The organism is Streptomyces sp. NBC_00988, from assembly GCF_045162645.1.
Classification (GTDB): domain Bacteria; phylum Actinomycetota; class Actinomycetes; order Streptomycetales; family Streptomycetaceae; genus Streptomyces.
In genome coordinates, this window is sequence record NZ_CP108730.1 from 5,335,733 (window position 1) to 5,358,095 (window position 22,363).

Below are 22,363 nucleotides of genomic sequence, written 5' to 3' on the forward strand. Positions count from 1 at the left end.
ACACTATCGGCTGGGCATGGCGACGGCCCGCCGCCTGTGGATAACCCAGCTGCGACGGGCCGTTCAGTACGTCCGAGGCAAGTCCCGAGGCAGGTCCCCGGGTGTGCCGTCCGGTTTCAGACGGCGGCCTTCTTGAGCCGACGGCGTTCCCGCTCGGAGAGGCCGCCCCAGATGCCGAAGCGTTCGTCGTTGGCGAGGGCGTATTCGAGGCACTCGGAACGGACCTCACAGGCCAGGCAGACCTTCTTGGCCTCGCGGGTGGAGCCGCCCTTCTCGGGGAAGAAGGACTCGGGGTCGGTCTGGGCGCACAGCGCGCGCTCCTGCCAGCCGAGTTCCTCGTCCGCGTCGTCGACCAGCAGTTGCTGCACCAGCTCGGTCATGTGCGCCCCTCGTCTGTCTTTCGCGTCCCCGTGATGTGGCCGTCACCGATGTCGGCTGAACGACACGAGTGAAATTACAAGTGTGCTGCTCCGGGCGAGTCAAGCCGAGATCTGCTATTGGGCCCCTTATTCACTCTGCGGAACCAAGGGCTAGCGGAAAGTGTTCAAATCGGCATAAACCTTGACAAGCGGAGGAGACCCCCCGAGCGTCCCCTACCCCGAGACGGAGCCTGTACGAGGGAGGACGCCCAGGAGTTCGATCTCGTTCCACTGGGGTTTGTGCGCCCGGTTGTGCGCCATGTGTCCCGGTAGACACCTGAACAAACCTTTCACCTCAGAGATGAACCGGATGAGGTGAAACATGTCCCACATACCGGGCGTCGAGTTGACAGTGCGGGTGTGAACCGCTGTCCTTGTGGGCATGCTCGCGAACTCGGCACTCACCTCGACCCGCACCGCCGGGTCCCTCGGTGCTGCCCACGCTCGCTGTAGCTGTTGTTGCTGTTCCGGCTGTTGAGCCCCACGCGCTCCGGCCCCACTTGCTTGTCTGTTTGGTGACACCCAGCCCCCGCCGTTACTTCTTACGCCGAGGAACCACCGCACCCCCATGAACAGCGACAGCGACCTCCAGATCGCCGGCGACATCCTCGAAGTCCCGCACCTCCTCCAGCCGCCGCGCGAACACCCCGCCACCCTGGCCGAGTTCGTCGGCCTGGCGCGTTCCGTCGCGGCCGACCGCGCCCAGTGGGAGCATCTCGTCGAGTACGACGCGACGACCCGCTGGTACCACCGGTTGAGCACCGGCCCCGGCTACGAGGTGTGGCTGCTGTCCTGGGTGCCCGGACAGGGCAGCGGACTGCACGACCACGGCCGTTCCTCCGGTGTGCTGACCGTCCTGGACGGCACCCTGACCGAGCGCACCGAACGGGGCACGCGCGCGTTGGGGGCGGGCGCGCAGCGGGTGTTCGCGCCGGGGTACGTCCACGAGGTCGTCAACGACACCCTCGAACCGGCCATAAGCCTGCACGTCTACTTCCCGGGCCTGACCGAGATGCCGATGCACACGGCGTGCGCGCGGCGCACCGGGTCCGAACCGGTCGACGCCGTGACCGCCTGACGCGACGCGGTGACCGCCGGGCGCGCGACGAGACGACCGCCCGGCCCTCGAACCGGCGACTGCCCGCCGCGTTGTCGGACCCGCCTGCAAGACTTGTCCCCATGCGCATTGTGGTTCTGGCAGGCGGTATCGGTGGTGCCCGGTTCCTGCGCGGTCTCAAGCAGGCCGTGCCGGACGCGGACATCACGGTGATCGGCAACACGGGGGACGACATCCACCTCTTCGGGCTGAAGGTCTGCCCGGACCTCGACACGGTGATGTACACGCTCGGCGGCGGCATCAACGAGGAGCAGGGCTGGGGTCGGGCCGACGAGACCTTCCATCTCAAGGAGGAGCTCGGGGCGTACGGGGTCGGGCCCGAGTGGTTCGGGCTCGGCGACCGGGACTTCGCCACGCACATCGTGCGGACGCAGATGATCGGCGCCGGGTTCCCGCTGAGCGCGGTCACCGAGGCGCTGTGCGACCGGTGGCAGCCCGGGGTGCGGCTCATCCCCATGACGGACGACCGCGTCGAGACGCATGTCGCCGTCGAGGTGGACGGCGAGCGCAAGGTGATCCACTTCCAGGAGTACTGGGTACGGCTGCGCGCGTCGGTCGCCGCCGAGGCCGTCGTGCCGGTCGGGGCCGAGCAGGCCAAGCCCGCGCCCGGGGTCCTGGAGGCGATCGCGGAGGCGGACGTCATCCTCTTCCCGCCGTCCAACCCGGTCGTCTCCGTGGGCACCATCCTCGCCGTGCCCGGCATCCGCGAGGCGATCGCCGAGGCCGGGGTGCCCGTGGTCGGCCTCTCCCCCATCGTCGGGGACGCGCCCGTGCGCGGGATGGCCGACAAGGTGCTCGCGGCGGTGGGCGTGGAGTCCACGGCCACGGCGGTGGCCGAGCACTACGGCTCGGGGCTCCTCGACGGCTGGCTCGTCGACACCGTGGACGCGGCCGCCGTGGCGGAGGTCGAGGCGGCCGGCATCCGGTGCCGGGCCGTACCGCTGATGATGACCGACACCGAGGCGACCGCGCGGATGGCGCGGGAGGCGCTGGCGTTGGCGGAGGAGGTGCGGGCGGCATGAGCGAGGTGGCACCGGTGGAGGGGTACCGGGTCTGGGCCGTGCCCGGGATGCCCGAGGTGGCGGCCGGGGACGACCTGGCCAAGCTGATCGCCGCGGCCGAGCCCGGGCTGGTCGACGGGGACGTACTCCTCGTCACCTCGAAGATCGTGTCCAAGGCGGAGGGGCGGATCGTCGAGGCGACCGACCGGGAGGCCGCGATCGACGCCGAGACCGTACGGGTCGTGGCGCGGCGCGGAGCCCTGCGGATCGTCGAGAACCGGCAGGGGCTGATCATGGCCGCGGCCGGGGTCGACGCCTCCAACACCCCTGCCGGCACTGTGCTGTTGCTGCCCGAGGACCCGGACGCGTCCGCGCGCGCGATCCGCGACGGGCTGCGGGACGCGCTCGGCGTCGACGTCGGCGTCGTCGTTACCGACACCTTCGGGCGACCGTGGCGCACGGGGCTCACGGACGTCGCGATCGGCGCCGCCGGGGTTCGCGTACTGGACGATCTGCGCGGGGGCACGGACGCGTACGGCAATCCGCTGAGCGCGACGGTCGTGGCCACGGCGGACGAACTGGCCGCCGCCGGTGATCTCGTCAAGGGCAAGGCCGCGGGGCTGCCGGTCGCCGTGGTGCGGGGGCTGCCGCATGTCGTGACCTCCGAGGACGACGGGTTGGGGGCGCGGGCCATGGTGCGGGGCGGGCGCGACGACATGTTCCGGCTCGGGACGTCCGAGGCGGTACGGGAGGCGGTGACCCAGCGTCGTACGGTGCGGGCCTTCACGGACGAGCCGGTCGACCCCGGTGCCGTACGACGGGCCGTGGCCGCGGCGGTGACCGCGCCGGCGCCGCATCACACGACGCCGTGGCGGTTCGTGCTGCTGGAGTCCGAGGAGTCCCGGACCTCGCTGCTGGACGCGATGCGGGACGCGTGGATCGCGGATCTGCGGCGGGACGGGAAGTCCGAGGAGTCCATCGCGAAGCGGGTGCGGCGCGGGGACGTGTTGCGCGGGGCGCCGTATCTCGTGGTGCCGTGTCTCGTCATGGACGGGTCGCACACGTACGGGGACGCGCGGCGGGACGGGGCGGAGCGGGAGATGTTCGTGGTGGCGGCGGGAGCGGGTGTGCAGAACTTCCTGGTGGCGCTTGCCGGGGAGCGGTTGGGGTCGGCGTGGGTTTCGTCGACGATGTTCTGCCGGGATGTCGTGCGGGGGGTGTTGGGGCTTCCGGAGGGGTGGGATCCGATGGGGGCGGTGGCTGTGGGGCATGCGGCCGTGTCGCCTGCCGCTCGGGCTGAGCGGGATGCGGGGGCGTTTATCGAGGTGCGGTGAATCGCCGTTGGGGCTGGTGTCGGTTGCGGGTGCGGGTGCGGGTCGTTTGTGGCTGAGCGCGCCCACGCGGCGGAGCCGCATATTGGCACAGCCCCGCGCCCCTATGGGGGCGCGCTGCACCCTAGGCTCGTAGGACTCTTCAGGCACCTCACATCACCCCCTGGAACTCACCGTGGCCGGACGTTTCGCTCCTCGGCCCACTCGTACGACCGTGCGAGGCGGGGATGTCGTCGTGCCCGGGGGTATCCCTCGGCAGGTCGCCGAAGCGGGACGGGTGCGGAGGTGGGTGCCGGATGGGGTGCTCGATCTGGGGCTGGTGCTCGGGCCGTTGCGGCGGGGGCCCGGGGATCCCACGTTTCGGGCGGACGCGGACGGGGCTGTGTGGCGGGCCAGTCTTACGCCCGTCGGGCCGGGGACCTTGCGGGTGTCCGCTCACGGGGGTGAGGTGCGCGGGGAGGCCTGGGGGCCGGGGGCGGGGTGGTTGTTGGAGCGGTTGCCGGAGATGCTCGGCGCCGCTGACGATCCTGAGGCGTTCGTGCCTCGGCATCGGCTTGTGGCGGTGGCTCAGCATCGGCGGCCGGGGTTGCGGTTGACGCGGACCGGGCTGGTGCTGGAGTCGTTGATTCCGTCGGTGTTGGAGCAGAAGGTGACGACCGACGAGGCGTATCGGGCCTGGCGGTTGTTGGTACGGAAGTTCGGGGTGCCGGCGCCCGGTCCTGTCGGCGGGCGGATGTGGGTGATGCCGGCGCCGCGGGCGTGGGCGTTGATCCCGTCGTGGGAGTGGCATCGGGCCGGGGTCGACGACAAGCGGGCCTCGACGATTCTGCGTGCCGTACGGGTCGCCGCGCGGCTGGAGCAGGCGGGGGCGATGTCCGCGGAGGATGCGCGGGCTCGGTTGGAGGTGGTGCCGGGGGTGGGGGTGTGGACGTCCGCGGAGACCGTGCAGCGGAGTCATGGGGCGGCAGATGCGGTGACCGTGGGGGATCTGCATCTGCCGGGGATCGTGGGGTGGGCGTTGGCCGGGGACCGGGACGCGGACGACTCGGTGATGTTGTCGTTGCTGGAGCCGTATGCGGGGCAGCGGCATCGGGCGGCTCGGTTGATTCTGCTGAGCGGGCGGACTCCGGCGAGACGGGCGCCGAAGATGCCGCGGGGGGACATCGGGGCGTTGTGAGGTGCGGGGGGCTTCAGCTGCCGGGGGTGCTTCGGTTGCTGGGGGGCTTCAGCTGCTGGGGGGGGCTTCAGCTGCCGTCCCTGGGGGCTCCGCCCCCAGACCCCCAGGCCTATGCCCACCCACCACCCGACTCGGTTGGCCTAGAAGTGCCGCACTACCGACTCGGTACGCCGAGAAGTACTGCACCGCCGACTCGGTACGCCGAGAAGCACTGCACCGCCGACCCGGTACGCCAAGAAGCACTACACCGCCGACCCGGTACGCCAAGAAATGCACCGGCGGTCGACTCGGTGGGCCAGAAGCGCAGCACCACCGGCCCAGTACGCCCCGAAGTGCACCCCCACACGACCCGGCAGGCTTGGAGGCAGGCCAACAGTCGCCCACCCCCACCCCCACCCCCACCCCCTGTCCCCCTACTGATCCGACCTCACTGATCCGAAGAGAACCTCACCGCCCCCGCCGGGATCCGCGCATCGCACCACACCCGCATGCCGTCCCGGAGTTCGTTGTCGGCGCCGATGATCGCGCCGTCTCCGATGACTGTGCCGGTGAGGACGGAGCGTTCGCCGACGCGGGCCCGGGTGCCGATGAGGGAGTCGGTGATGACGGCTCCCGGTTCGATGACCGCGCCCGGCAGGATCGTGCTGCCGAAGACCCTCGCGCCCTCTGCCACGAACGCGCCCTCGCCCACCACCGTGCCGCCCGTCAGTTTGGCGTCGGCGGCCACTCGGGCCGTAGGGAGGACCAGGCGGTCGCCGCAGCGGCCCGGGATCGCGGGGGACGGGGCCCGGCCCAGGACCAGGTCCGCCGAGCCTCGGACGAAGGCCGCCGGGGTGCCGAGGTCCAGCCAGTACGTCGAGTCGACCAGGCCCTGGAGGTGGGCGCCGGCGGCCAGCAGGTCCGGGAAAGTCTCCCGTTCCACCGACACCGGGCGGCCTGCCGGGATCGTGTCGATGATCGAGCGGCGGAAGACGTACGCACCCGCGTTGATCTGGTCGGTGACGATCTCCTCGGGGGTCTGGGGCTTCTCCAGGAAGGCGAGGACCCTGCCCGTCTCGTCCGTGGGGACCAGGCCGTACGCGCGCGGGTCCGTCACCTTCGTCAGGTGGAGGGAGACGTCCGCGCCCGTTGTCTCGTGGGTATGGACCAGGGCCCTGATGTCCAGGCCCGTCAGGATGTCGCCGTTGAAGATCAGGACCGGGTCGTCGGGACCCGAGTGGAGCCGCGCGGCCACGTTGCGGATCGCGCCGCCCGTGCCGAGGGGCTCGTCCTCCGTGACGTACTCGATGTGGAGGCCGAGGGACGAACCGTCACCGAAGTGCGGTTCGAACACCTCCGCCAGATAGGAAGTGGCCAGGACGATGTGGTCCACGCCCGCCGCTCTCGCTCTCGCCAGCTGATGCGTGAGGAACGGCACCCCCGCCGCCCTGACCATCGGCTTCGGGGTGTGCACCGTGAGCGGGCGCAACCGGGTGCCCTTGCCGCCGACCAGGAGGATCGCTTCTGTCACCTGTCGTCTCTGCTTCCTGCCGGGACCGGCCGAACTGTTTTTTCGGCCGGCCAGTGTATGCAGACCGTGGATCCGCTCAGCCGCGCGTCACTGTGCGGCTGCGCAGGTGTTCCGCAGACCCTTCCCCGGCCCCCCTGTCGGTCCGCCCCGGTCAGCGGCCCTGGTAACGGGCCGACGTGGAGCGGGCCGAGCCGAGCTTGCCGTAGAGCTGCCGACCTGGGCACTCCGTGGCGAACCCGTCCCGATGGCCGGAGATCACATTGAGTCGTACGTTCTTTCCTTTTCGGTAGAGATTGCCACCACCGGACTTCAGGTATGTCTTGCCGCGCGGATTGACCCCGTAGAGGCCGAGCTTCCAGGCGGTGAGCTTGGCGATGGCGGTCACTGCCGCCGAGGACGGTTTGGCGCTGCCGAAGGTTCCGAGGACCGCGATCCCCATGCTGTTGGTGTTGAAACCGAGGGTGTGGGCGCCCATGACCGCCTTCGCCACTCCCCCGGCGCGGCCCTCGTAGATGGTCCCGCACTTGTCGACGAGGAAGTTGTAGCCGATGTCACGCCAGCCACTGCTCTTGACGTGGTAGCGGTAGATACCGCGAATGACTGAAGGCGCTTGCGAGCAGCGGTAGTTGTTGCCGGTCGCGGTGTGGTGCACGAAGGCCGCCTTGACCTTCTTCGTGTACACGAACCCCTTCTCCCGCAGCTTCTCGTCGGCACCCCAGCCGTGCCGGGTGACGATCCGCGGGCGCGGGCCGATGTACGGCTGCACCTTGCCGCCAACGGCGACCAGTTCCCGCTCCGTGGCCTGCCTGCTCAGCGCCGGGAGCTCGGTGGCGGCGAGGCGGGGGGTGGCGGTGCGGTTGGTGGTCGCGGGACGGGCGCCCGCGGCCGGGGCTTCCGCCGCGCCCGGGTCCACCAGTTCCAGGTGCAGGCCGGTGGGAAGGAAGGACGGCTGTTCGTCGGTGTTTCCTACGGTCCTCGTCGCCGCCGTGTCCGCTCTCACGCGTACGTCCACTCCGTCCGAGTCGCCCACCCACAGCGGGGCCGTGGAGCCGTGGACGTGGCCCGAGTCGCGTTCGGCGGTGCCGGGGTCGGCGCCGTGGTCCTCGTTGTGGGTGTCGATGTCCCGCCAGCCGGACCACTCGCCGGTGCCGGTGGCCCGGGTGCGGACCTGGACCTGGCCGCGCAGTTCGGTGTCAGGGTCGGACCAGGTGACGCCGACGAGGGAGAAGCGGTGGACGTCGTCGCGGGTGAGGCCCTGTTCGGGGGCCGCGCCCAGGGTGCGGTCGCGGGTACGGGGGGTGAGGGGCAGCGACTGGGTGCTGCCGGGGAGGTCCGGTGCGGCGGTCGTCGACGCGGTTCTCGCGCCGCTCGTTGACCGCGCCGCCGATGCCGATGCCGATGCCGGCGCCGCGGCCGCGGGCAGGGTGAGCGGGAGGGCCAGTGCGGCCGCGCAGGTGACGCCGATCGAGGAAGCAAGGAATCCACGCATGCCCCTGATTCTGAACATAGCCATACATATCTGCCCATCCGGGAATTGACGGACCGTCGGCTGCCGTTCGTCCGAACCGGTGGTCCGGCGCCGGACGCGGGGGCGTGCGGCGGTGGGCGCCCGCGTACGCTTGCGCGGGTGAACGCCACCGATCGCACCCCTGCCGACCTGCTGCGTTCCGCGCTCGCCGCGGATCCCGGCCGCCCCCTGGTGACCTTCTACGACGACGCCACGGGGGAACGTGTCGAATTGTCCGTGGCCACCTTCGCCAATTGGGTGGCCAAGACCGCGAATCTGCTTCAGGGGGATCTCGGCGCTGGGCCCGGCGATCGGGTCGCGGTGTTGTTGCCGGCGCACTGGCAGACGGCGGTGTGGTTGCTGGCGTGTTCGTCGGTGGGGGTGGTCGCGGACGTGGGAGGGGATCCCTCCGGGGCCGATGTGGTGGTCAGCGGGCCGGAGTCCCTGGAAGCGGCTCGGGCGTGCGGTGGGGAGCGGGTCGCCCTTGCCCTGCGGCCGCTCGGAGGGCGGTTTCCGCAGACCCCGGCCGGGTTCGTCGACTATGCCGTCGAGGTGCCGGGTCAGGGGGATCGGTTTGTGGCGTTCTCTCCCGTTGACCCCGAGGAGCCTGCGTTGGTCGTCGGCGGGAGCGAGTTCACGGGGGCCGAGGTTGTCGAGCGGGCCCTTGCCGACGGGGATGCGGGGGCTCGGGTGCTGTCCGGGCTCTCGTACGACAGGTGGGAGGGGCTGAGCGCGGGGTTGTATGCGCCGCTTGCCTCTGGGGGGTCCGTGGTGTTGTGCCGGAATCTGGATCAGCTGGGCGAGGAGTCCTTGGCCAAGCGGGTTGAGAGTGAGCGGGTGACTGTTTCGCGCCTCTGAAGGGGGTGGTGACGGTTGTCTGGCGGGTGCGGGCGCGTTGCGGCTGGTCGCGCCCACGCGGCGGAGCCGCACATCGATACAGCCCCGCGCCCCTGAGGGCATCACGGTCACCCGAATGGGTCACTAACCCCCGCCTCCCCACCCCATCCGCGCCATGGTCGTAAGAGCAGAACCACACGCAGGACCACACACTCTTACGACGGCCATGAGGGGTGGAACCGCACGTGTTCGACGACACCGTAGGAGGCGTTCTCGGGCCGGGTGCGGGGGCTTCCGCTTCCGGGACGGGGCTCATACGGCGGCGGCGTCGGCGGTGGGTTCGGGGGGTCGGGGCCGGGGTGGGACTGGTCGTCGTAGGGGCCGCCGGTGTCGGATGGGGTGTCTACGCGAAGCTCGACTCGAACATCACGCCCGACAACGCCGCCGCCGCCGAGCTCGCCCGGTACGAGAAGGAGCGGCCCACCGCCCTCGTGAAGGGGGCGCAGAACATTCTGCTGATCGGGTCCGACTCGCGGTCGGGGGACGGGAACGCGGAGTACGGGCGGGACTCGGGGACCGAGCGGTCGGACACGACGATCCTGTTGCATCTGGCGGCCGACCGGCGCAGCGCCACCGCCGTGTCGTTGCCGCGGGACCTGATGGTGGACGTACCGGGGTGTCTGCGGCCGGACGGGACGCGGACCGAGCCGATGTTCGCGATGTTCAACTACGCGTTCCAGGTGGGGGGTTCGGGGTGCACGATCCGGACCGTGGAGAAGCTGACGAACGTGCGGATCGACCACCACATGGTGGTGGACTTTCATGGGTTCAAGGACATGGTCGACGCCGTGGACGGGGTGCAGGTCTGTCTGAAGAGTCCTATTCGCGACAAGGCCGCCCGGTTGAAGCTGCCTGCGGGGCGCGTGACTCTCGATGGAGAGCAGGCGCTCGGGTATGTGCGGGCGCGGAAGTCGCTCGGGAACGGCAGTGACACCGATCGGATGGACCGTCAGCAGGGGTTTCTGGGGGCGCTCGTCAACAAGGTGCAGAGCGATGACGTGCTGTTCAATCCGGTGAAGCTGTATCCCGTGCTCGATGCGGCCACCTCTTCACTGACCACCGATCCGGAACTGGCCAATCTGCGCGGTTTGTACGAACTGGTGCGCGGGCTGCGGAACATCCCCACCGAACATGTGCAATTCCTCACCGTTCCGCGGGAGTCGTACATTTACAACGCGAATCGCGACCAGCTCGTGGAGCCCGAGGCCGAAAAGCTGTTCGCCCGGCTCCGGGCGGACGCGACCGTCGCGGTGACGGAGGAAGTTCCGCAGGATTCTGTCGCAAACGCCCGTAATACGGCGCCCGGTTCAGAGGTCTCACCCGCGCCCACGTTTCGCGGGAACACCGCCGCCGAGGACACCTGTGGGTAAAGCGATCACCAAGTCGACGAACTTTTGTTCCGAAAAATAGGACGGATTGACCGGTTGTAGGGACGTGGAATTTGTCACCGCAGTCACTTGCCGCTCAACTGGACGGATAGTGTGAGCGATCCGGTGTGCTTGCCGCACTGGATGAACGAGACCCGAGCGCCTGGAGGGGGAAGGCGCCGCGTGGCCCCGACGGAGGATTCGGTAAACCGTGGACGCGCAAGGCCGTGGGCGGGCGGACAACATCGACCCCGCAGACCAGTGGGTACTCAATCCGAACACTGGTGAATACGAACTGCGACTGACTCCTTCCACACCGCAGTCAGCGGTGCCGGGGCCCCGTAGAGCCACTGCGCAGAACCGCAGTGTCGCGGCGCCGGAGCGGGAGACGGTCCCGAGGAGTCCGGGGCGTGAGGTGCCACCGCCGCGCAGACGGCGGGGCGCGCCCGAGGAGCCACCGGCCAGGCGCGGTCGCCGACCGGCGAAGAAGGCCAAGGGCAAGAAGGTCCTGATGTGGACCGGCGGCGGGCTGGCCTTCGTGCTGGTCGCCGTCTCCGCGGCCGGGTACCTCTACATCAAGCACCTCAACGACAACATCACGGCCGTCTCCGACGACGGCGCGAGCACCGGTGGCTTCAGCAAGGGCAAGGCCATCAACCTGCTGGTGATCGGCACCGACAAGCGCACCGGCGCGGGCAACGAGGGCTACGGCGACGCCGGCAGCGTCGGCCACGCGGACACCACGATCCTGCTGCACGTGTCCAAGGACCGCTCGAACGCGACCGCGCTCAGCATCCCCCGCGACCTGATCACCGACGTCCCGGACTGTCCTACGACCCAGTCGGACGGCACGTCCAAGGTCATCCCGGGGACGACGAGCGTCCGCTTCAACACGAGCCTCGGGCAGGACGGGCGTACGCCCAGCTGCACCGTGCGGACGGTCACCGAGCTGACCGGGATCCAGCCCGACGACTTCATGGTGGCCGACTTCAACGCCGTGAAGACGCTCACCGACGCCGTCGGCGGGGTCGAGGTCTGTCTGGCCAAGAACATCGACGACTCCGACTCGCATCTGAAGCTGTCCAAGGGCACGCACAACCTCTCGGGCGAGCAGGCGCTGGCCTTCGTGCGGACCCGGCACTCGGTCGGCTTCGGCGGTGACCTGAGCAGGATCACGCTGCAGCAGCAGTTCCTGAGCGCGCTGATGCGGAAGCTGAAGTCCAACTCCACGCTCACCAACCCCGGGAAGATGCTGAAGCTGGCCGAGGCCGGCACCAAGGCGCTGACCGTCGACGACAACCTCGACAGCATCAGCAAGCTGAAGGACCTCGGTCTTGAGCTGGGCAAGCTCAACCCGAAGAACCTGACCTTCACCACCGTGCCGGTCGTCGACAACCCGGCGGAGAAGACCCCGGTGACGGTCGTCCTCAACAACACGACCGCCCCGCAGGTCTTCTCCCTGATCAAGAGCGACACCTCCTTCACCGCGGTCAAGCAGAAGGCCGCGAAGGAGAAGGCCGCCGTGGCCGCCCGGCTCAAGGGCACCAAGTCCGCCGCCTCCGCGGTGCGGGTGCGGATCCTCAACGGAGGGGCCGTCGCCGGCAGCGCACAGGAAACTCTTACGTGGCTGCAGAATGATGAGGGCGTGCTCAAGTCCGAGAACGCGGGCAACGCTCCGGCGGTGCTCGCGAAGACGACCCTTGAGTACGCACCCGACCAGGCGGACCAGGCTCGACGGCTCGCCGACATCATGGGTCTCTCGGGGTCCGCGATGAAGCCGGGCAAGAGTGTGCAGAACTCCCAGGGGCTGCCGGCGATGACGCTGACCCTGGGCAAGGACTTCAAGGGAGCCGGCGTCCCGCTCACCTCGACAGCGGGGTCGACGCCGGAGGGGGTCCAGAAGTCCACGGCGGACAAGGTTGAGTGCGCCAAGTAAGTGACCACACGGGTCCGTTCCGCGTCTAACGGGGCGCGGGGCGGACCCGTGCGTCAGGGCGCGTCGTGGAGGGGTGGGGACTTGACTCGGAGCAGCGTGCGTGGGGAGGTGCCGGCGGTTGAGGACACGATGTCGCTCACGCCGGCGGACGGGAAGAGACCGGCGAAGGGGAAGAGCCCCTCGGACGGGGACGGGGGCAGACGCAAGGGCCGTAGCCGACGGGCGTTGCGCTGGTCGGCGAGTGTCCTCGTGCTGGTCATACTCGGGACGGCCGGCGCCGGATACCTGTACTACCAGCACCTCAACCACAACATAAAGAAAGACCCCCTGAACATCGGGGACGAGAAGGACCGGGCGGCCGAGTCCAAGGCCAACGCGGCCGGGCAGAAGCCGTTGAACATCCTGCTGATCGGTTCGGACGCGCGGGACTCCGCGGAGAACCAGAAGCTCGGCGGCGCGAAGGACACCTTCGACACCCCGGCCCGCGCCGACGTCCAGATGCTGCTCCACGTCTCCGCGGACCGCAGCAACATGTCGGTCGTGAGCATGCCGCGCGACACGTTGACGGACATCCCCAAGTGCACGGACCCGGACACCGGCAAGACGTACGCGGCCGAGACGGACGTCATCACGAACGACTCGCTGGGCCGCGGCGGCCCCGGGTGCACGGTGGCGACCTGGGAGAAGCTGACCGACATCCACATCGACCACTTCATGATGGTCGACTTCTCGGGTGTCGTCTCGATGGCGGACGCGATCGGCGGGGTGCCGGTCTGCGTGGACGCCAACATCTACTCACACACCTCCTCCGGCAAGGGCTCGGGCCTGAAGCTGAAGAAGGGCACCACGGCGGTGAAGGGCAAGCAGGCCCTGCAGTGGCTGCGCACGCGCTACGGCTTCGAGGACGACACCGACATCGCCCGGACCAAGGCGCAGCACCAGTACATGAACTCGATGGTCCGCCAGCTGCGGGAGAACGCCACGCTGAGCAACCCGACGAAGCTGCGCAGCCTCGCCGAGACGGCCACGAAGGCGCTCACGGTCGACAACGGCCTCGGGACCGTGGCCAAGCTGTACGACCTGAGCAAGGAGCTGAAGAAGGTTCCGACCGGCCGGATCACCATGACGACGATGCCGTGGGAGTACTCGGGCAGCAGCGGCCGGGTGGTGCCCAGGACGACCGACGCCGACCAGCTGTTCCGGCTGGTCCGTGAGGACATCGCGCTGGACGGCAAGGACAAGAAGAAGTCGGCTACGGCGGTGAAGGCGTCCAGCGATCCGGCCGCCGCCGACGACAAGATCGCCGTACAGGTGGAGAACGGCACCCGCACCGACACGACGGGCGCGGTCCGCGGCCGGGCCACCTCGATCGCCCAACTCCTCGTCGGCAAGGGCTTCAAGGAGGCGGTCGCCGACTCCTCGACGGCCCCCATCCAGGCCACGACGCTCGTCCGCTACCCGAGCGCCGACCTGGAGGGCGACGCCCAACGGGTCGCCAAGGCCCTCGGCATCCCGACGAGCACGGTGAAGAAGTCCACGAGCGTCTCCGGCGTCACCCTGGTCGTCGGCGCGGACTGGACGACCGGCACGAAGTACAAGGCCCCGGCCGAGGACGACACGACCCCGACCTCGGCGGACGCCCTCAACGGCTCGGACACCACGGCATGCATGCACGTCGACCCGAACTACGTCTGGTAGCAGTCCGGGTCGTCGGTGTGACGGTACTCAGCTGCTGGTCGAGCTGAGTACCGCGGGACGCCTGGACGCGATCACCCTGCGCGCAAGGGACTTGGGGCTGGTGAGGAAGCCGTAGCCCCAGGACATGTGCATGGTGGCGAGGGCTACCGGGATCTGGAGGCGGGCCTTCAGGGGGAGGCCCTTGCCTGCGGGGAGGGAGCCGAGGGTGATTGCCGCGAGGTAGCCGGCCGGGATCAGGAAGGCCCAGGGGGTCAGGGCCGCGCCGGCCACGATGCCCGCCGCGATCGCGCAGACCGCCGTCGGCGGGGCGAGGTAGCGGAGGTTGATGGAGCCCTCGTGGTAGCGGGCGACGACGTGCCGCCAGCGGCCGTAGTCCTTGTACTGCTTGGCGAGGGCCTTCACCGACGGGCGGGGGCGGTACGAGACCCGGAGCTCGGGTGAGAACCAGATCAGGCCGCCCGCCTCGCGGATGCGGAAGTTCAGCTCCCAGTCCTGGGCGCGGATGAACTCCTCGTTGTAGCCGCCCTGTTGCTCCAGTGCCTCGCGGCGGAAGACGCCGAGGTACACCGTCTCGGCGGAGCCCGCCTCCCCTCCCGTGTGGAAGGCCGCGTTGCCCACGCCGATCTTCGAGGTCATCGCGGCGGCGACCGCGTCCTCCCAGGCGTTCTCGCCCTCGGCGTGCATGATGCCGCCGACGTTCTGCGCGCCGGTCTCCTCCAGGAGGCGTACGGCGGTGGCGATGTAGTTCGGCGAGAGGATGCCGTGGCCGTCGACGCGGACGACGATCGGATGGCGGGAGGCCTTGATCGCGGCGTTGAGGGCGGCGGGCGTACGGCCGGTGGGGTTCGGGACGGTGTGGACGCGCTTGTTTTCAGAAGACGCAGTCTCCGCCACGAGCTGGGCCGCGATCTCGTCCGTACGGTCCTTCGAGGGACCGATGGCGATCACGACCTCCATCTCGCCGTCGTACTCCTGCGCGAGGATCGCTTGGACGGCTCCGCGCAGATGCCGCTCCTCGTCGAGAACGGGCATGATCACAGAAACGGCGGGGAGTCGCACGTCGGGCTTGGCGTTCATAGGGGGCTCACGTTACCGCGAACGGGGGACACGGACGCGCCCCGCCCGGGCGTCTGCCGTCGTATCAGATCGTATCGGCCTACGGTGCTCAAGATCCCACGTACGGCCCTCGCGGAGGTGTCCCCCATGCCCACGCCGCCCCGCCGCTCCCCCGCCGCCCGTCCACCGCAGCGGCGCCCACGGCCACCCGTACGACCGAAGAAGAAGCCGCGCTGGGCCATGCGGGCGGCGACCACGCTGTCCGTGGTGGTCCTCGCGTCCGCCGGGATCGGGCACGCGGTGGTCACCAGCCTCGACGCGGACATCGCCCGCGTCGACCCCTTCAAGGACATGAAGAACCGCCCGCGCGCGGGCCACGGCATGAACGTCCTGCTCGTCGGCACCGACGGCCGCGACAAGATCACCGAGCAGGAGCGGCGCCAGTACCACCTCGGCGGCGCGCCCTGCCACTGCACCGACACGATCATGATCGTGCACATCTCGGAGGACCGGGAGCGCGCCAGCGTCGTCAGCCTCCCCCGCGACTCCTACGCCGAGACGCCCCCGCACGTCGACCAGACCACCGGCGAGCACCACGGCCCGCACCCCATCAAGCTCAACGCTGCGTACGCGGAGGGCGGCCCCAACCTCACCGTCCAGACCGTCGAGTCCATGACCCACGTGAAGATCGACCACTACCTGGAGGTCGACTTCACCAGCTTCATGAAGACCGTCGACGTCCTCGGTGGCGTGAAGATCTGCACCGCCGAGCCGCTCAAGGACTCGTACACCGGTCTCGATCTGCCCGCCGGTTCGCACACCCTGATGGGCGGGCAGGCCCTGCAGTACGTCCGCTCGCGGCACGTAGACGGCGCCTCCGACCTCGGCCGGATGAAGCGCCAGCAGCGTTTCCTCGCGGCGCTGATCGACCAGGCCACCTCCTCCGGGGTGCTGCTGAACCCGCTGAAGTTCCGTGACGTGACCCGGGCCGTGCTCGGCTCGGTCCGCGCGGACAAGGGCTTCGGCACCGACGAACTCCTCGACCTGGGGCGGGCGATGCGCACCTTCTCGCCGTCCTCCTCCGAGTTCACCACGGTCCCGATCGGGCAGATGGGATACGTCGTGAAGGGCATCGGCTCCACCCTGAAATGGGACGAGCCGAAGGCCGCCAAGCTCTTCCAGGCCCTGCGCGACGACAAGCCCCTGACTGTGCACAAGGCGGCGCACGCCAACGCCGTGAAGGTGGACGTGGCCCCGCAGCAGATCCAGGTCCAGGTGGAGAACGGCACGGCGACCGGCGGTCTCGGCAAGCGCGTCGACGCGGCGCTCGCGGCGACCGGCTTCCGTACGTCGCACCAGCCGACGAGCGCGGCCGACCACGCCGTACGACGGACGGTCGTCGCCTACGACCCCCGCTGGGACCGTTCCGCGAAATCGCTCGCGGCGGCGCTGCCCGGGAGCGAGCTGCGGGCGGTGAAGGGGCAGGGGCCGGTGCTGAAGGTGATCGCCGGGAGAGACTTCAAGCAGGTCACTCGGGTGCGGGCGACAGATGTGCAGCAGGGCGAGTTCGGGGTGGTGACGGGGGACGAGGTGGGGTGTTCGTAGCGAACTGAGATGTTCATGAAGAGGTGGGGTGTTCGTGACGAGGTGGGGCGTTTGTAACAGCGCCGGCGGGCGGGTCTCAGTCGTCGAGGCCCTCCGCGGCCCGCTTCTCGCGCAGCTCCATGATCGCGCGGCGGCGGGCCAGGCGGTGGGTGCGGCGGATCTGGGCCTCCTGGTAGCGGCGCTCGTCGCGCTCGGTCTCCGGGAGGACGGGCGGGACCGCGCGGGGCTTGCCGTCGGCGTCGACGGCGGCGAAGACGAGGTACGCGGAGCCGACCTGGGTGGCCGGGGTCGACTCGTTCCAGCGCTCGGCCATGACCCGTACGCCGACCTCCATGGAGCTCCGCCCGGTCCAGTTGACCTGCGCCTTCACATGGACGAGGTCGCCGACGCGAACCGGTTCCAGGAACGCCATCTCGTCCATCGACGCGGTCACGGCCGGTCCGCCGCTGTGCCGCCCGGCGACGGCGCCCGCCGCGTCGTCGACCAGCTTCATGATGACCCCGCCGTGCACCGTCCCCAGAAGGTTCGTGTCGGCGTTGGTCATGATGTGGCTGAGGGTGGTCCGGGAGGCGGACGTCGGCTTGCCCGGCAGATCTGTCATGGACGCCACCCTATGTGAGTGGACATCTGCGGACTTTGTGTTGGCTTCGCAACAGCAGTGCCCTGATTTTCCTACGACCCTTGTAAACGACATAGCCGCTACCTGCACACTGGGCCCCATGAACGATTGGCCCGAGGCATGGTCCGGCGACGACCGCGGCAATCAGTACGGACGCGGCAGCGCGAACGCACAGCCGGAAAGCGCACGTGTGATGCGCCAGGTACGACGCGGCCCGCAGGCCCCGCCGTACGGCGCCGGAGTCCCGCCGCAGCCGTCGTACACGGGCGGCCAGGGCTATGACGAGGGCCAGAACGGCTACGGCCAGGGCGGCTACGACAACAACGGGCACGACGGCTACAACACCGGCCAGGTCTACGGCGGTGGCGGGCCGGGCGGACCGCAGGGGCCGGACGGCGGGCGTGGTCCGCGCCGCGCGCCGAACTGGCGCCGGCGTATCAAGTGGGGCGCGATCACCCTGGTCACCGTGCTGGTCGTGACCTCCGTGGCGACCTACTTCTGGGCCGACTCCAAGCTGAACCGCGACGTCGACCTGTCGAAGGTGATCGACCGGCCGGAGGCGGGCGACGGCACGAACTACCTGATCGTCGGGTCCGACAGCCGCGAGGGGCTGACCGCGGCCGAGAAGAAGAAGCTGCACACCGGTTCCGCGGCGGGCAAGCGCACGGACTCGATGATGATCCTGCACGTGGGCGACAGCGGCGACACCCTGATCTCACTGCCGCGCGACTCGAACGTCACGATCCCGTCGTACGTAGGCTCCACCTCGGGCAAGACGTACCAGAACACGGGCCGCCAGACGAAGCTGAACGCGGCGTACGCGGAGGACGGCCCGACGCTGCTGGTGCGGACCGTCGAGTACAACATGGGCCTGCACATCGACCACTACGTCGAGATCGGCTTCAACGGCTTCGCGGACATCGTGGACGCGGTCGGCGGGGTCACGATCGACATCGACAAGGGCTTCAAGGACTCGTACTCGGGCGCCGACTTCAAGGCCGGCAAGCAGACTCTGAACGGCGAGGAGGCCCTGGCCTTCGTCCGCACCCGGCACGCGTTCGCCGCCTCCGACCTCCAGCGCACGAAGAACCAGCAGAAGTTCCTGTCGGCCCTGGCCCACCAGGTGGCGACCCCGGGCACCCTCCTGAACCCCTTCAAGCTCTACCCGACGCTGGGCGCAGGCCTGGACTCCCTCTCGGTCGACAAGGACATGTCGCTCTGGGACCTCGCGTCCATGTTCTGGGCCATGAAGGGCGTCAGCGGCGGCGACGGCACCTCCATGAACATGCCGATCTCCGGCTCCACCGGCGGCAACCTCGTCTGGGACAAGGCGAAGGTGAAGACCCTGGTGAACGAGCTGAACAACGACCAGAAGGTGACGGTCTCCGGTAACTGAGGAGCTGTCAGCCGGCCCTGCCGCACGCCAACACGGCGATGTGCGGCAGGGCCAACTCATGTCCCCCTACGGCGAATTCACCGGCCAGCCGGTCGTACTCCCGCCTGATCCGTACGACCGTCCCCTCCTCCTGCGAGGTGACGACGAGCCCGGCGGTGGCGACACCGGCGGCGGGCCCGCCCCACCACTCGTCGACGGTGGTGCGGTGGTCCCACTCCAGCTCGACAGCCCCGGCGTCCGTGAAGCCCGCCTCGCGGAGCAGCTCCGCGAAACCGTCCGCCGTACGCGCGAAGTCCTCGGCAGGGTCGAGCCGCGGCAGATCCGCGGGTATCACTGCCTCCGCCGCCGCGAAGGCCCGCCCGAACAGTTCCTGCCCGGCACCGCGCCGCGCACCCCAGAGAGTCAGCGCGACCCGTCCGCCCGGCTTCAGCACGCGCCGTAGTTCGGCGAGGGCGGCGCGGGGGCGGCCGACGTGGTTGATGACGAAGTTGCCGACCACGGCGTCGAACTCGCCGTCAGGAAAAGGCAGTTGGGGTAGTGCAGCGACCCGTGCCTCCACCCCCGCCGCCCGCGCGACCGCCACCATCCCGGCATCGGCGTCCACGGCACACACCCGCGCGCCCCGCCCCAGCGCGGCCAGGGCCGCCGTACCGGTCCCGGTGCCGGCGTCGAGGACGTACGTCCCGGCCTCGACCTGCGCAGCGTCCAGCAGGCGCTCCACGGGATGTGCGCAGAGCCGGGCGAAGCTCGCCGCGTAGGCGTGGGCTCGGCCGGACCACATGGTGCGTTCGGCGGTGTCGAAGGCGGTCTGTGTCTGTGTCGGGTCGGTCATGGGCCGCAGCATGCCTGACGAAACGGTGAGGGCACCCACCGGAGACCGGGGGTGCCCTCGATACCGCTACCGCTCGTAACTGCTCGTCGGCTACGGCAGGTTGCGGGCCATCACGATCCGCTGGACCTGGTTGGTGCCCTCGTAGATCTGGGTGATCTTGGCGTCGCGCATCATGCGCTCGACCGGGTAGTCGCGGGTGTAGCCGTAGCCGCCGAGGAGCTGGACCGCGTCGACGGTGACCTCCATGGCGACGTCCGAGGCGAAGCACTTGGCGGCGGCGCCCTGGAAGGTGAGGTTCTTGTCGCCCCGTTCCGACGCGGCCGCGGCCTGGTAGGTGAGGGCGCGGGCGGCCTCGATCTTCATGGCCATGTCGGCGAGCATGAACTGGATGCCCTGGAAGTCGGCGATCGGCTTGCCGAACTGCTTGCGTTCCTTGACGTAGCCCTTGGCGTAGTCGAGGGCGCCCTGGGCGATGCCGAGGGCCTGGGCCGCGATGGTGATGCGGGTGTGGTCCAGGGTCTTCATCGCGGTGGCGAAGCCGGTGCCCTCCGCGCCGATCATGCGGTCGGCGGGGATGCGGACGTTGTCGAGGTAGACCTCGCGGGTCGGGGAGCCCTTGATGCCGAGCTTCTTCTCCGGGGCGCCGAAGGAGACACCCTCGTCCGCCTTCTCCACCACGAACGCGGAGATGCCCTTGGAGCGCTTCTCGGGGTCGGTCACCGCCATCACCGTGTAGTACTCGGAGACGCCCGCGTTGGTGATCCAGCGCTTCACACCGTTCAGGACGTAGTGGTCGCCGTCGCGGACCGCCTTCGTCTTCATGCCGGCCGCGTCCGAGCCCGCGTCCGGCTCGGAGAGGGCGTACGAGAACATCGCGTCGCCCTTGGCGAGCGGCGTCATGTACTTCTTCTTCAGGTCCTCGGAACCCGAGAGGATCACCGGGAGCGAGCCCAGCTTGTTCACCGCCGGGATCAGGGAGGAGGACGCGCACACCCGGGCCACCTCCTCGATCACGATCACCGTGGCCAGCGCGTCCGCACCGGTGCCGCCGTACTCCTCGGGGACGTGGACGGCGTGCAGGTCGTTCGCAACGAGGGCGTCCAGTGCCTCCTGCGGGAAGCGGGACTCCTCGTCCACCACTGCGGCGTACGGCGCGATCTTCGCCTCGGCCAGTGAACGGATCGCGTCGCGGAGCATGTCGTGCTCCTCCGACGGGCGGTACAGGTCGAAGTCAGCCGATCCGGCCAAGGTCTCTCACGCTCCAAGGACGCTGTGTTCACAGTGCTAATTACCGTTAAGTAACCCAAATTTTAGGGGCCCGCCCACGGGAGGGATACGTGAGCTTGGCGACAGGGGGAAAGGTGCCCGGTGAGAGCGCCGGTTATGCTCGGGCGCGCATCGCCCCCGTACCCCTTCTGGAGCACTCATGGCCCTCAAGATCACCGTGATCGGCACCGGCTATCTCGGCGCCACGCACGCCGCGGCCATGGCCGAGCTGGGCTACGAGGTGCTGGGTCTGGACGTCGTCCCCGAGAAGATCGAGATGCTCCAACGGGGTGAGGTCCCGATGTACGAACCGGGCCTTGAGGAGCTGTTGCGCAAGCACGTCGCCGGGATCGAGGGCTCCACCGGGCGGCTGCGCTTCACCATGGACTGGGCCGAGGTCGCGGAGTTCGGCGACGTCCACTTCATGTGCACGAACACCCCGCAGAAGCACGGCGAGTACGCCTGCGACATGTCGTACGTCGACCGGGCCTTCGAGCTGCTCGCCCCGCACCTCACCCGCCCCGCGCTCGTCGTCGGCAAGTCCACCGTGCCGGTGGGCTCGGCGGACCGGCTGGCCGCCTACCTGGCCGAGCACGCGCCCGTCGGCGAGGACGCCGAGCTGGCCTGGAACCCGGAGTTCCTGCGTGAGGGCTTCGCCGTCCAGGACACGCTGCACCCGGACCGGATCGTGGTCGGCGTACGGAGCGAGCGGTCCGAGAGGCTGCTGCGCGAGGTGTACGCCCCGCCGATCGCGGCCGGATCGCCGTTCGTCGTGACGGACTTCCCGACCGCCGAGCTGGTGAAGACGGCCGCGAACTCCTTCCTCGCCACGAAGATCTCCTTCATCAACGCGATGGCCGAGGTCTGCGAGGCCGCGGACGGCGATGTCGTGAAGCTGGCCGAGGCGATCGGGCACGACGAGCGGATCGGGAAGAAGTTCCTGCGGGCCGGGATCGGCTTCGGCGGCGGCTGCCTCCCGAAGGACATCCGGGCGTTCATGGCCCGCGCCGGTGAACTGGGCGCCGACCAGGCGCTGACCTTCCTCCGCGAGATCGACTCCATCAACATGCGGCGGCGCGGCCAGATGGTCGAGATGACCCGCGAGGCCCTCGGCGGCGGCTCCTTCCTCGGCAAGCGCGTCGCCGTCCTCGGCGCGACCTTCAAGCCGGACTCCGACGACGTCCGCGACTCCCCCGCCCTGAACGTCGCCGGCCAGATCCACCTCCAGGGCGGCCAGGTCACGGTCTACGACCCGAAGGGCATGCCCAACGCCCTACGGCTGTTCCCGACCCTGGGCTACGCCGACACCGCCGTCGAGGCCGTACGCGGCGCCGACGTCGTCCTGCACCTGACGGAGTGGCGTGAGTTCCGCGAGCTGGACCCGGCGGCCCTCGGCGAGGCCGTACGCGCCCGGGTCGTCCTGGACGGGCGCAACGCACTCGACCCGGTGCTGTGGCGCAAGGCGGGGTGGACGTTCCGGGCGATGGGGCGGCCCACGGCATAGGCAGCCGTCCGGAGACAGGCGACGCCGGTCCGGCCGAGGCTCGGCCGGTGGGCCGGCCCGCCGCGTCTCACGTGGGCGGGCGGACGACACCGGCCTGCCCGACGCTCACGCGGTGAGCCGCCCTA

Annotated in this window: 19 protein-coding genes; 11 read left to right on the forward strand and 8 right to left on the reverse strand. The window is 69.7% G+C overall.

Annotation, left to right across the window (positions count from 1 at the left end; all coding sequences use genetic code 11):
- Positions 1–116 precede the first annotated feature (116 nt).
- Positions 117–380, reverse strand: coding sequence for a WhiB family transcriptional regulator (locus OG496_RS24250; RefSeq protein ID WP_003975777.1), 264 nt, complete (start codon positions 378–380; stop codon positions 117–119).
- Between the two features lie 607 nt (positions 381–987).
- On the opposite strand from OG496_RS24250, the gene OG496_RS24255 reads away from it, so the two are divergent.
- The 4 genes from OG496_RS24255 (at position 988) to OG496_RS24270 (ending at position 5,045) form a co-directional block, all read left to right on the forward strand.
- Positions 988–1,497: a cysteine dioxygenase gene (locus OG496_RS24255; protein WP_405972375.1), complete on the forward strand. Its 510-nt coding sequence runs from the start codon at positions 988–990 to the stop codon at positions 1,495–1,497.
- A 101-nt stretch (positions 1,498–1,598) separates the two neighbouring features.
- On the forward strand, positions 1,599–2,558 hold the full coding sequence (gene cofD / locus OG496_RS24260) for a 2-phospho-L-lactate transferase (RefSeq protein WP_366498936.1): 960 nt from the start codon (positions 1,599–1,601) through the stop codon (positions 2,556–2,558).
- Positions 2,555–3,871: a coenzyme F420-0:L-glutamate ligase gene (locus OG496_RS24265; protein WP_405972376.1), complete on the forward strand. Its 1,317-nt coding sequence runs from the start codon at positions 2,555–2,557 to the stop codon at positions 3,869–3,871. The genes cofD and OG496_RS24265 overlap by 4 nt, the downstream gene beginning before the upstream one ends.
- Positions 3,872–4,043: 172 nt before the next feature.
- A complete protein-coding gene (locus tag OG496_RS24270; RefSeq protein WP_405972377.1) occupies positions 4,044–5,045 on the forward strand; it encodes a DNA-3-methyladenine glycosylase family protein in 1,002 nt (333 codons plus the stop codon).
- Between the two features lie 427 nt (positions 5,046–5,472).
- On the opposite strand, the gene OG496_RS24275 is transcribed toward OG496_RS24270, so the two are convergent.
- Both OG496_RS24275 and OG496_RS24280 read right to left on the reverse strand, forming a co-directional pair.
- Positions 5,473–6,555, reverse strand: coding sequence for an NDP-sugar synthase (locus tag OG496_RS24275; protein WP_366498933.1), 1,083 nt, complete (start codon positions 6,553–6,555; stop codon positions 5,473–5,475).
- A gap of 151 nt (positions 6,556–6,706) precedes the next feature.
- Positions 6,707–8,044: a peptidoglycan recognition protein gene (locus OG496_RS24280; protein WP_405972378.1), complete on the reverse strand. Its 1,338-nt coding sequence runs from the start codon at positions 8,042–8,044 to the stop codon at positions 6,707–6,709.
- A 138-nt stretch (positions 8,045–8,182) separates the two neighbouring features.
- Here OG496_RS24280 and OG496_RS24285 point away from each other — a divergent pair, with 138 nt between their 5' ends.
- From OG496_RS24285 to OG496_RS24295, 3 genes are all read left to right on the forward strand, one after another.
- Complete coding sequence (locus tag OG496_RS24285) at positions 8,183–8,920, forward strand: TIGR03089 family protein (RefSeq protein ID WP_399395555.1); 738 nt, start codon at positions 8,183–8,185, stop codon at positions 8,918–8,920.
- A gap of 293 nt (positions 8,921–9,213) precedes the next feature.
- The gene (locus tag OG496_RS24290; protein WP_399395836.1) at positions 9,214–10,329 is read left to right on the forward strand and encodes an LCP family protein; all 1,116 of its coding nucleotides are present in this window, start codon (positions 9,214–9,216) and stop codon (positions 10,327–10,329) included.
- A 208-nt stretch (positions 10,330–10,537) separates the two neighbouring features.
- The gene (locus OG496_RS24295; protein WP_366498929.1) at positions 10,538–12,262 is read left to right on the forward strand and encodes an LCP family protein; all 1,725 of its coding nucleotides are present in this window, start codon (positions 10,538–10,540) and stop codon (positions 12,260–12,262) included.
- A 53-nt stretch (positions 12,263–12,315) separates the two neighbouring features.
- Here the strand turns inward: OG496_RS24295 and OG496_RS24300 are convergent, their stop codons facing one another.
- Positions 12,316–12,522, reverse strand: a complete 207-nt coding sequence (locus OG496_RS24300) for a hypothetical protein (protein ID WP_399395558.1) — start codon at positions 12,520–12,522, stop codon at positions 12,316–12,318.
- On the opposite strand from OG496_RS24300, the gene OG496_RS24305 reads away from it, so the two are divergent.
- On the forward strand, positions 12,512–13,960 hold the full coding sequence (locus tag OG496_RS24305; RefSeq protein WP_405972379.1) for an LCP family protein: 1,449 nt from the start codon (positions 12,512–12,514) through the stop codon (positions 13,958–13,960). The genes OG496_RS24300 and OG496_RS24305 overlap by 11 nt on opposite strands.
- A 27-nt stretch (positions 13,961–13,987) precedes the next feature.
- Here OG496_RS24305 and OG496_RS24310 read toward each other — a convergent pair whose 3' ends face one another.
- Positions 13,988–15,037 carry a glycosyltransferase family 2 protein gene (locus tag OG496_RS24310; RefSeq protein ID WP_366498927.1) on the reverse strand — a complete coding sequence of 350 codons (1,050 nt, stop codon included), beginning with the start codon at positions 15,035–15,037 and terminating at the stop codon, positions 13,988–13,990.
- Between the two features lie 126 nt (positions 15,038–15,163).
- Between OG496_RS24310 and OG496_RS24315 the strand changes: the two genes are divergently transcribed.
- Positions 15,164–16,621: an LCP family protein gene (locus tag OG496_RS24315; RefSeq protein WP_405972380.1), complete on the forward strand. Its 1,458-nt coding sequence runs from the start codon at positions 15,164–15,166 to the stop codon at positions 16,619–16,621.
- A gap of 76 nt (positions 16,622–16,697) precedes the next feature.
- Here OG496_RS24315 and OG496_RS24320 read toward each other — a convergent pair whose 3' ends face one another.
- Positions 16,698–17,222 (reverse strand): acyl-CoA thioesterase, encoded by a 525-nt coding sequence (locus tag OG496_RS24320; RefSeq protein WP_266769310.1) that lies wholly within the window; start codon positions 17,220–17,222, stop codon positions 16,698–16,700.
- A gap of 118 nt (positions 17,223–17,340) precedes the next feature.
- On the opposite strand from OG496_RS24320, the gene OG496_RS24325 reads away from it, so the two are divergent.
- On the forward strand, positions 17,341–18,636 hold the full coding sequence (locus OG496_RS24325) for an LCP family protein (RefSeq protein WP_366498925.1): 1,296 nt from the start codon (positions 17,341–17,343) through the stop codon (positions 18,634–18,636).
- A 7-nt stretch (positions 18,637–18,643) separates the two neighbouring features.
- On the opposite strand, the gene OG496_RS24330 is transcribed toward OG496_RS24325, so the two are convergent.
- Both OG496_RS24330 and OG496_RS24335 read right to left on the reverse strand, forming a co-directional pair.
- Positions 18,644–19,468, reverse strand: coding sequence for a class I SAM-dependent methyltransferase (locus OG496_RS24330; RefSeq protein ID WP_405972381.1), 825 nt, complete (start codon positions 19,466–19,468; stop codon positions 18,644–18,646).
- A gap of 90 nt (positions 19,469–19,558) precedes the next feature.
- A complete protein-coding gene (locus OG496_RS24335; protein ID WP_405972382.1) occupies positions 19,559–20,716 on the reverse strand; it encodes an acyl-CoA dehydrogenase in 1,158 nt (385 codons plus the stop codon).
- 178 nt (positions 20,717–20,894) lie between these two features.
- Here OG496_RS24335 and OG496_RS24340 point away from each other — a divergent pair, with 178 nt between their 5' ends.
- Positions 20,895–22,238, forward strand: a complete 1,344-nt coding sequence (locus tag OG496_RS24340) for a UDP-glucose dehydrogenase family protein (RefSeq protein ID WP_399395566.1) — start codon at positions 20,895–20,897, stop codon at positions 22,236–22,238.
- Positions 22,239–22,363: the final 125 nt, after the last annotated feature.

What these genes read in the sequence shown, in the direction of transcription:
- OG496_RS24250 (WP_003975777.1), bottom strand. Translation starts at nt 380, where the DNA reads ATGACCGAGCTGGTGCAGCAACTGCTGGTCGACGACGCGGACGAGGAA.
- OG496_RS24255 (WP_405972375.1), top strand. Translation starts at nt 988, where the DNA reads ATGAACAGCGACAGCGACCTCCAGATCGCCGGCGACATCCTCGAAGTC.
- cofD (WP_366498936.1), top strand. Translation starts at nt 1,599, where the DNA reads ATGCGCATTGTGGTTCTGGCAGGCGGTATCGGTGGTGCCCGGTTCCTG.
- OG496_RS24265 (WP_405972376.1), top strand. Translation starts at nt 2,555, where the DNA reads ATGAGCGAGGTGGCACCGGTGGAGGGGTACCGGGTCTGGGCCGTGCCC.
- OG496_RS24280 (WP_405972378.1), bottom strand. Translation starts at nt 8,044, where the DNA reads ATGCGTGGATTCCTTGCTTCCTCGATCGGCGTCACCTGCGCGGCCGCA.
- OG496_RS24300 (WP_399395558.1), bottom strand. Translation starts at nt 12,522, where the DNA reads ATGACCAGCACGAGGACACTCGCCGACCAGCGCAACGCCCGTCGGCTA.
- OG496_RS24310 (WP_366498927.1), bottom strand. Translation starts at nt 15,037, where the DNA reads ATGAACGCCAAGCCCGACGTGCGACTCCCCGCCGTTTCTGTGATCATG.
- OG496_RS24315 (WP_405972380.1), top strand. Translation starts at nt 15,164, where the DNA reads ATGCCCACGCCGCCCCGCCGCTCCCCCGCCGCCCGTCCACCGCAGCGG.
- OG496_RS24320 (WP_266769310.1), bottom strand. Translation starts at nt 17,222, where the DNA reads ATGACAGATCTGCCGGGCAAGCCGACGTCCGCCTCCCGGACCACCCTC.
- OG496_RS24325 (WP_366498925.1), top strand. Translation starts at nt 17,341, where the DNA reads ATGAACGATTGGCCCGAGGCATGGTCCGGCGACGACCGCGGCAATCAG.
- OG496_RS24330 (WP_405972381.1), bottom strand. Translation starts at nt 19,468, where the DNA reads ATGACCGACCCGACACAGACACAGACCGCCTTCGACACCGCCGAACGC.
- OG496_RS24340 (WP_399395566.1), top strand. Translation starts at nt 20,895, where the DNA reads ATGGCCCTCAAGATCACCGTGATCGGCACCGGCTATCTCGGCGCCACG.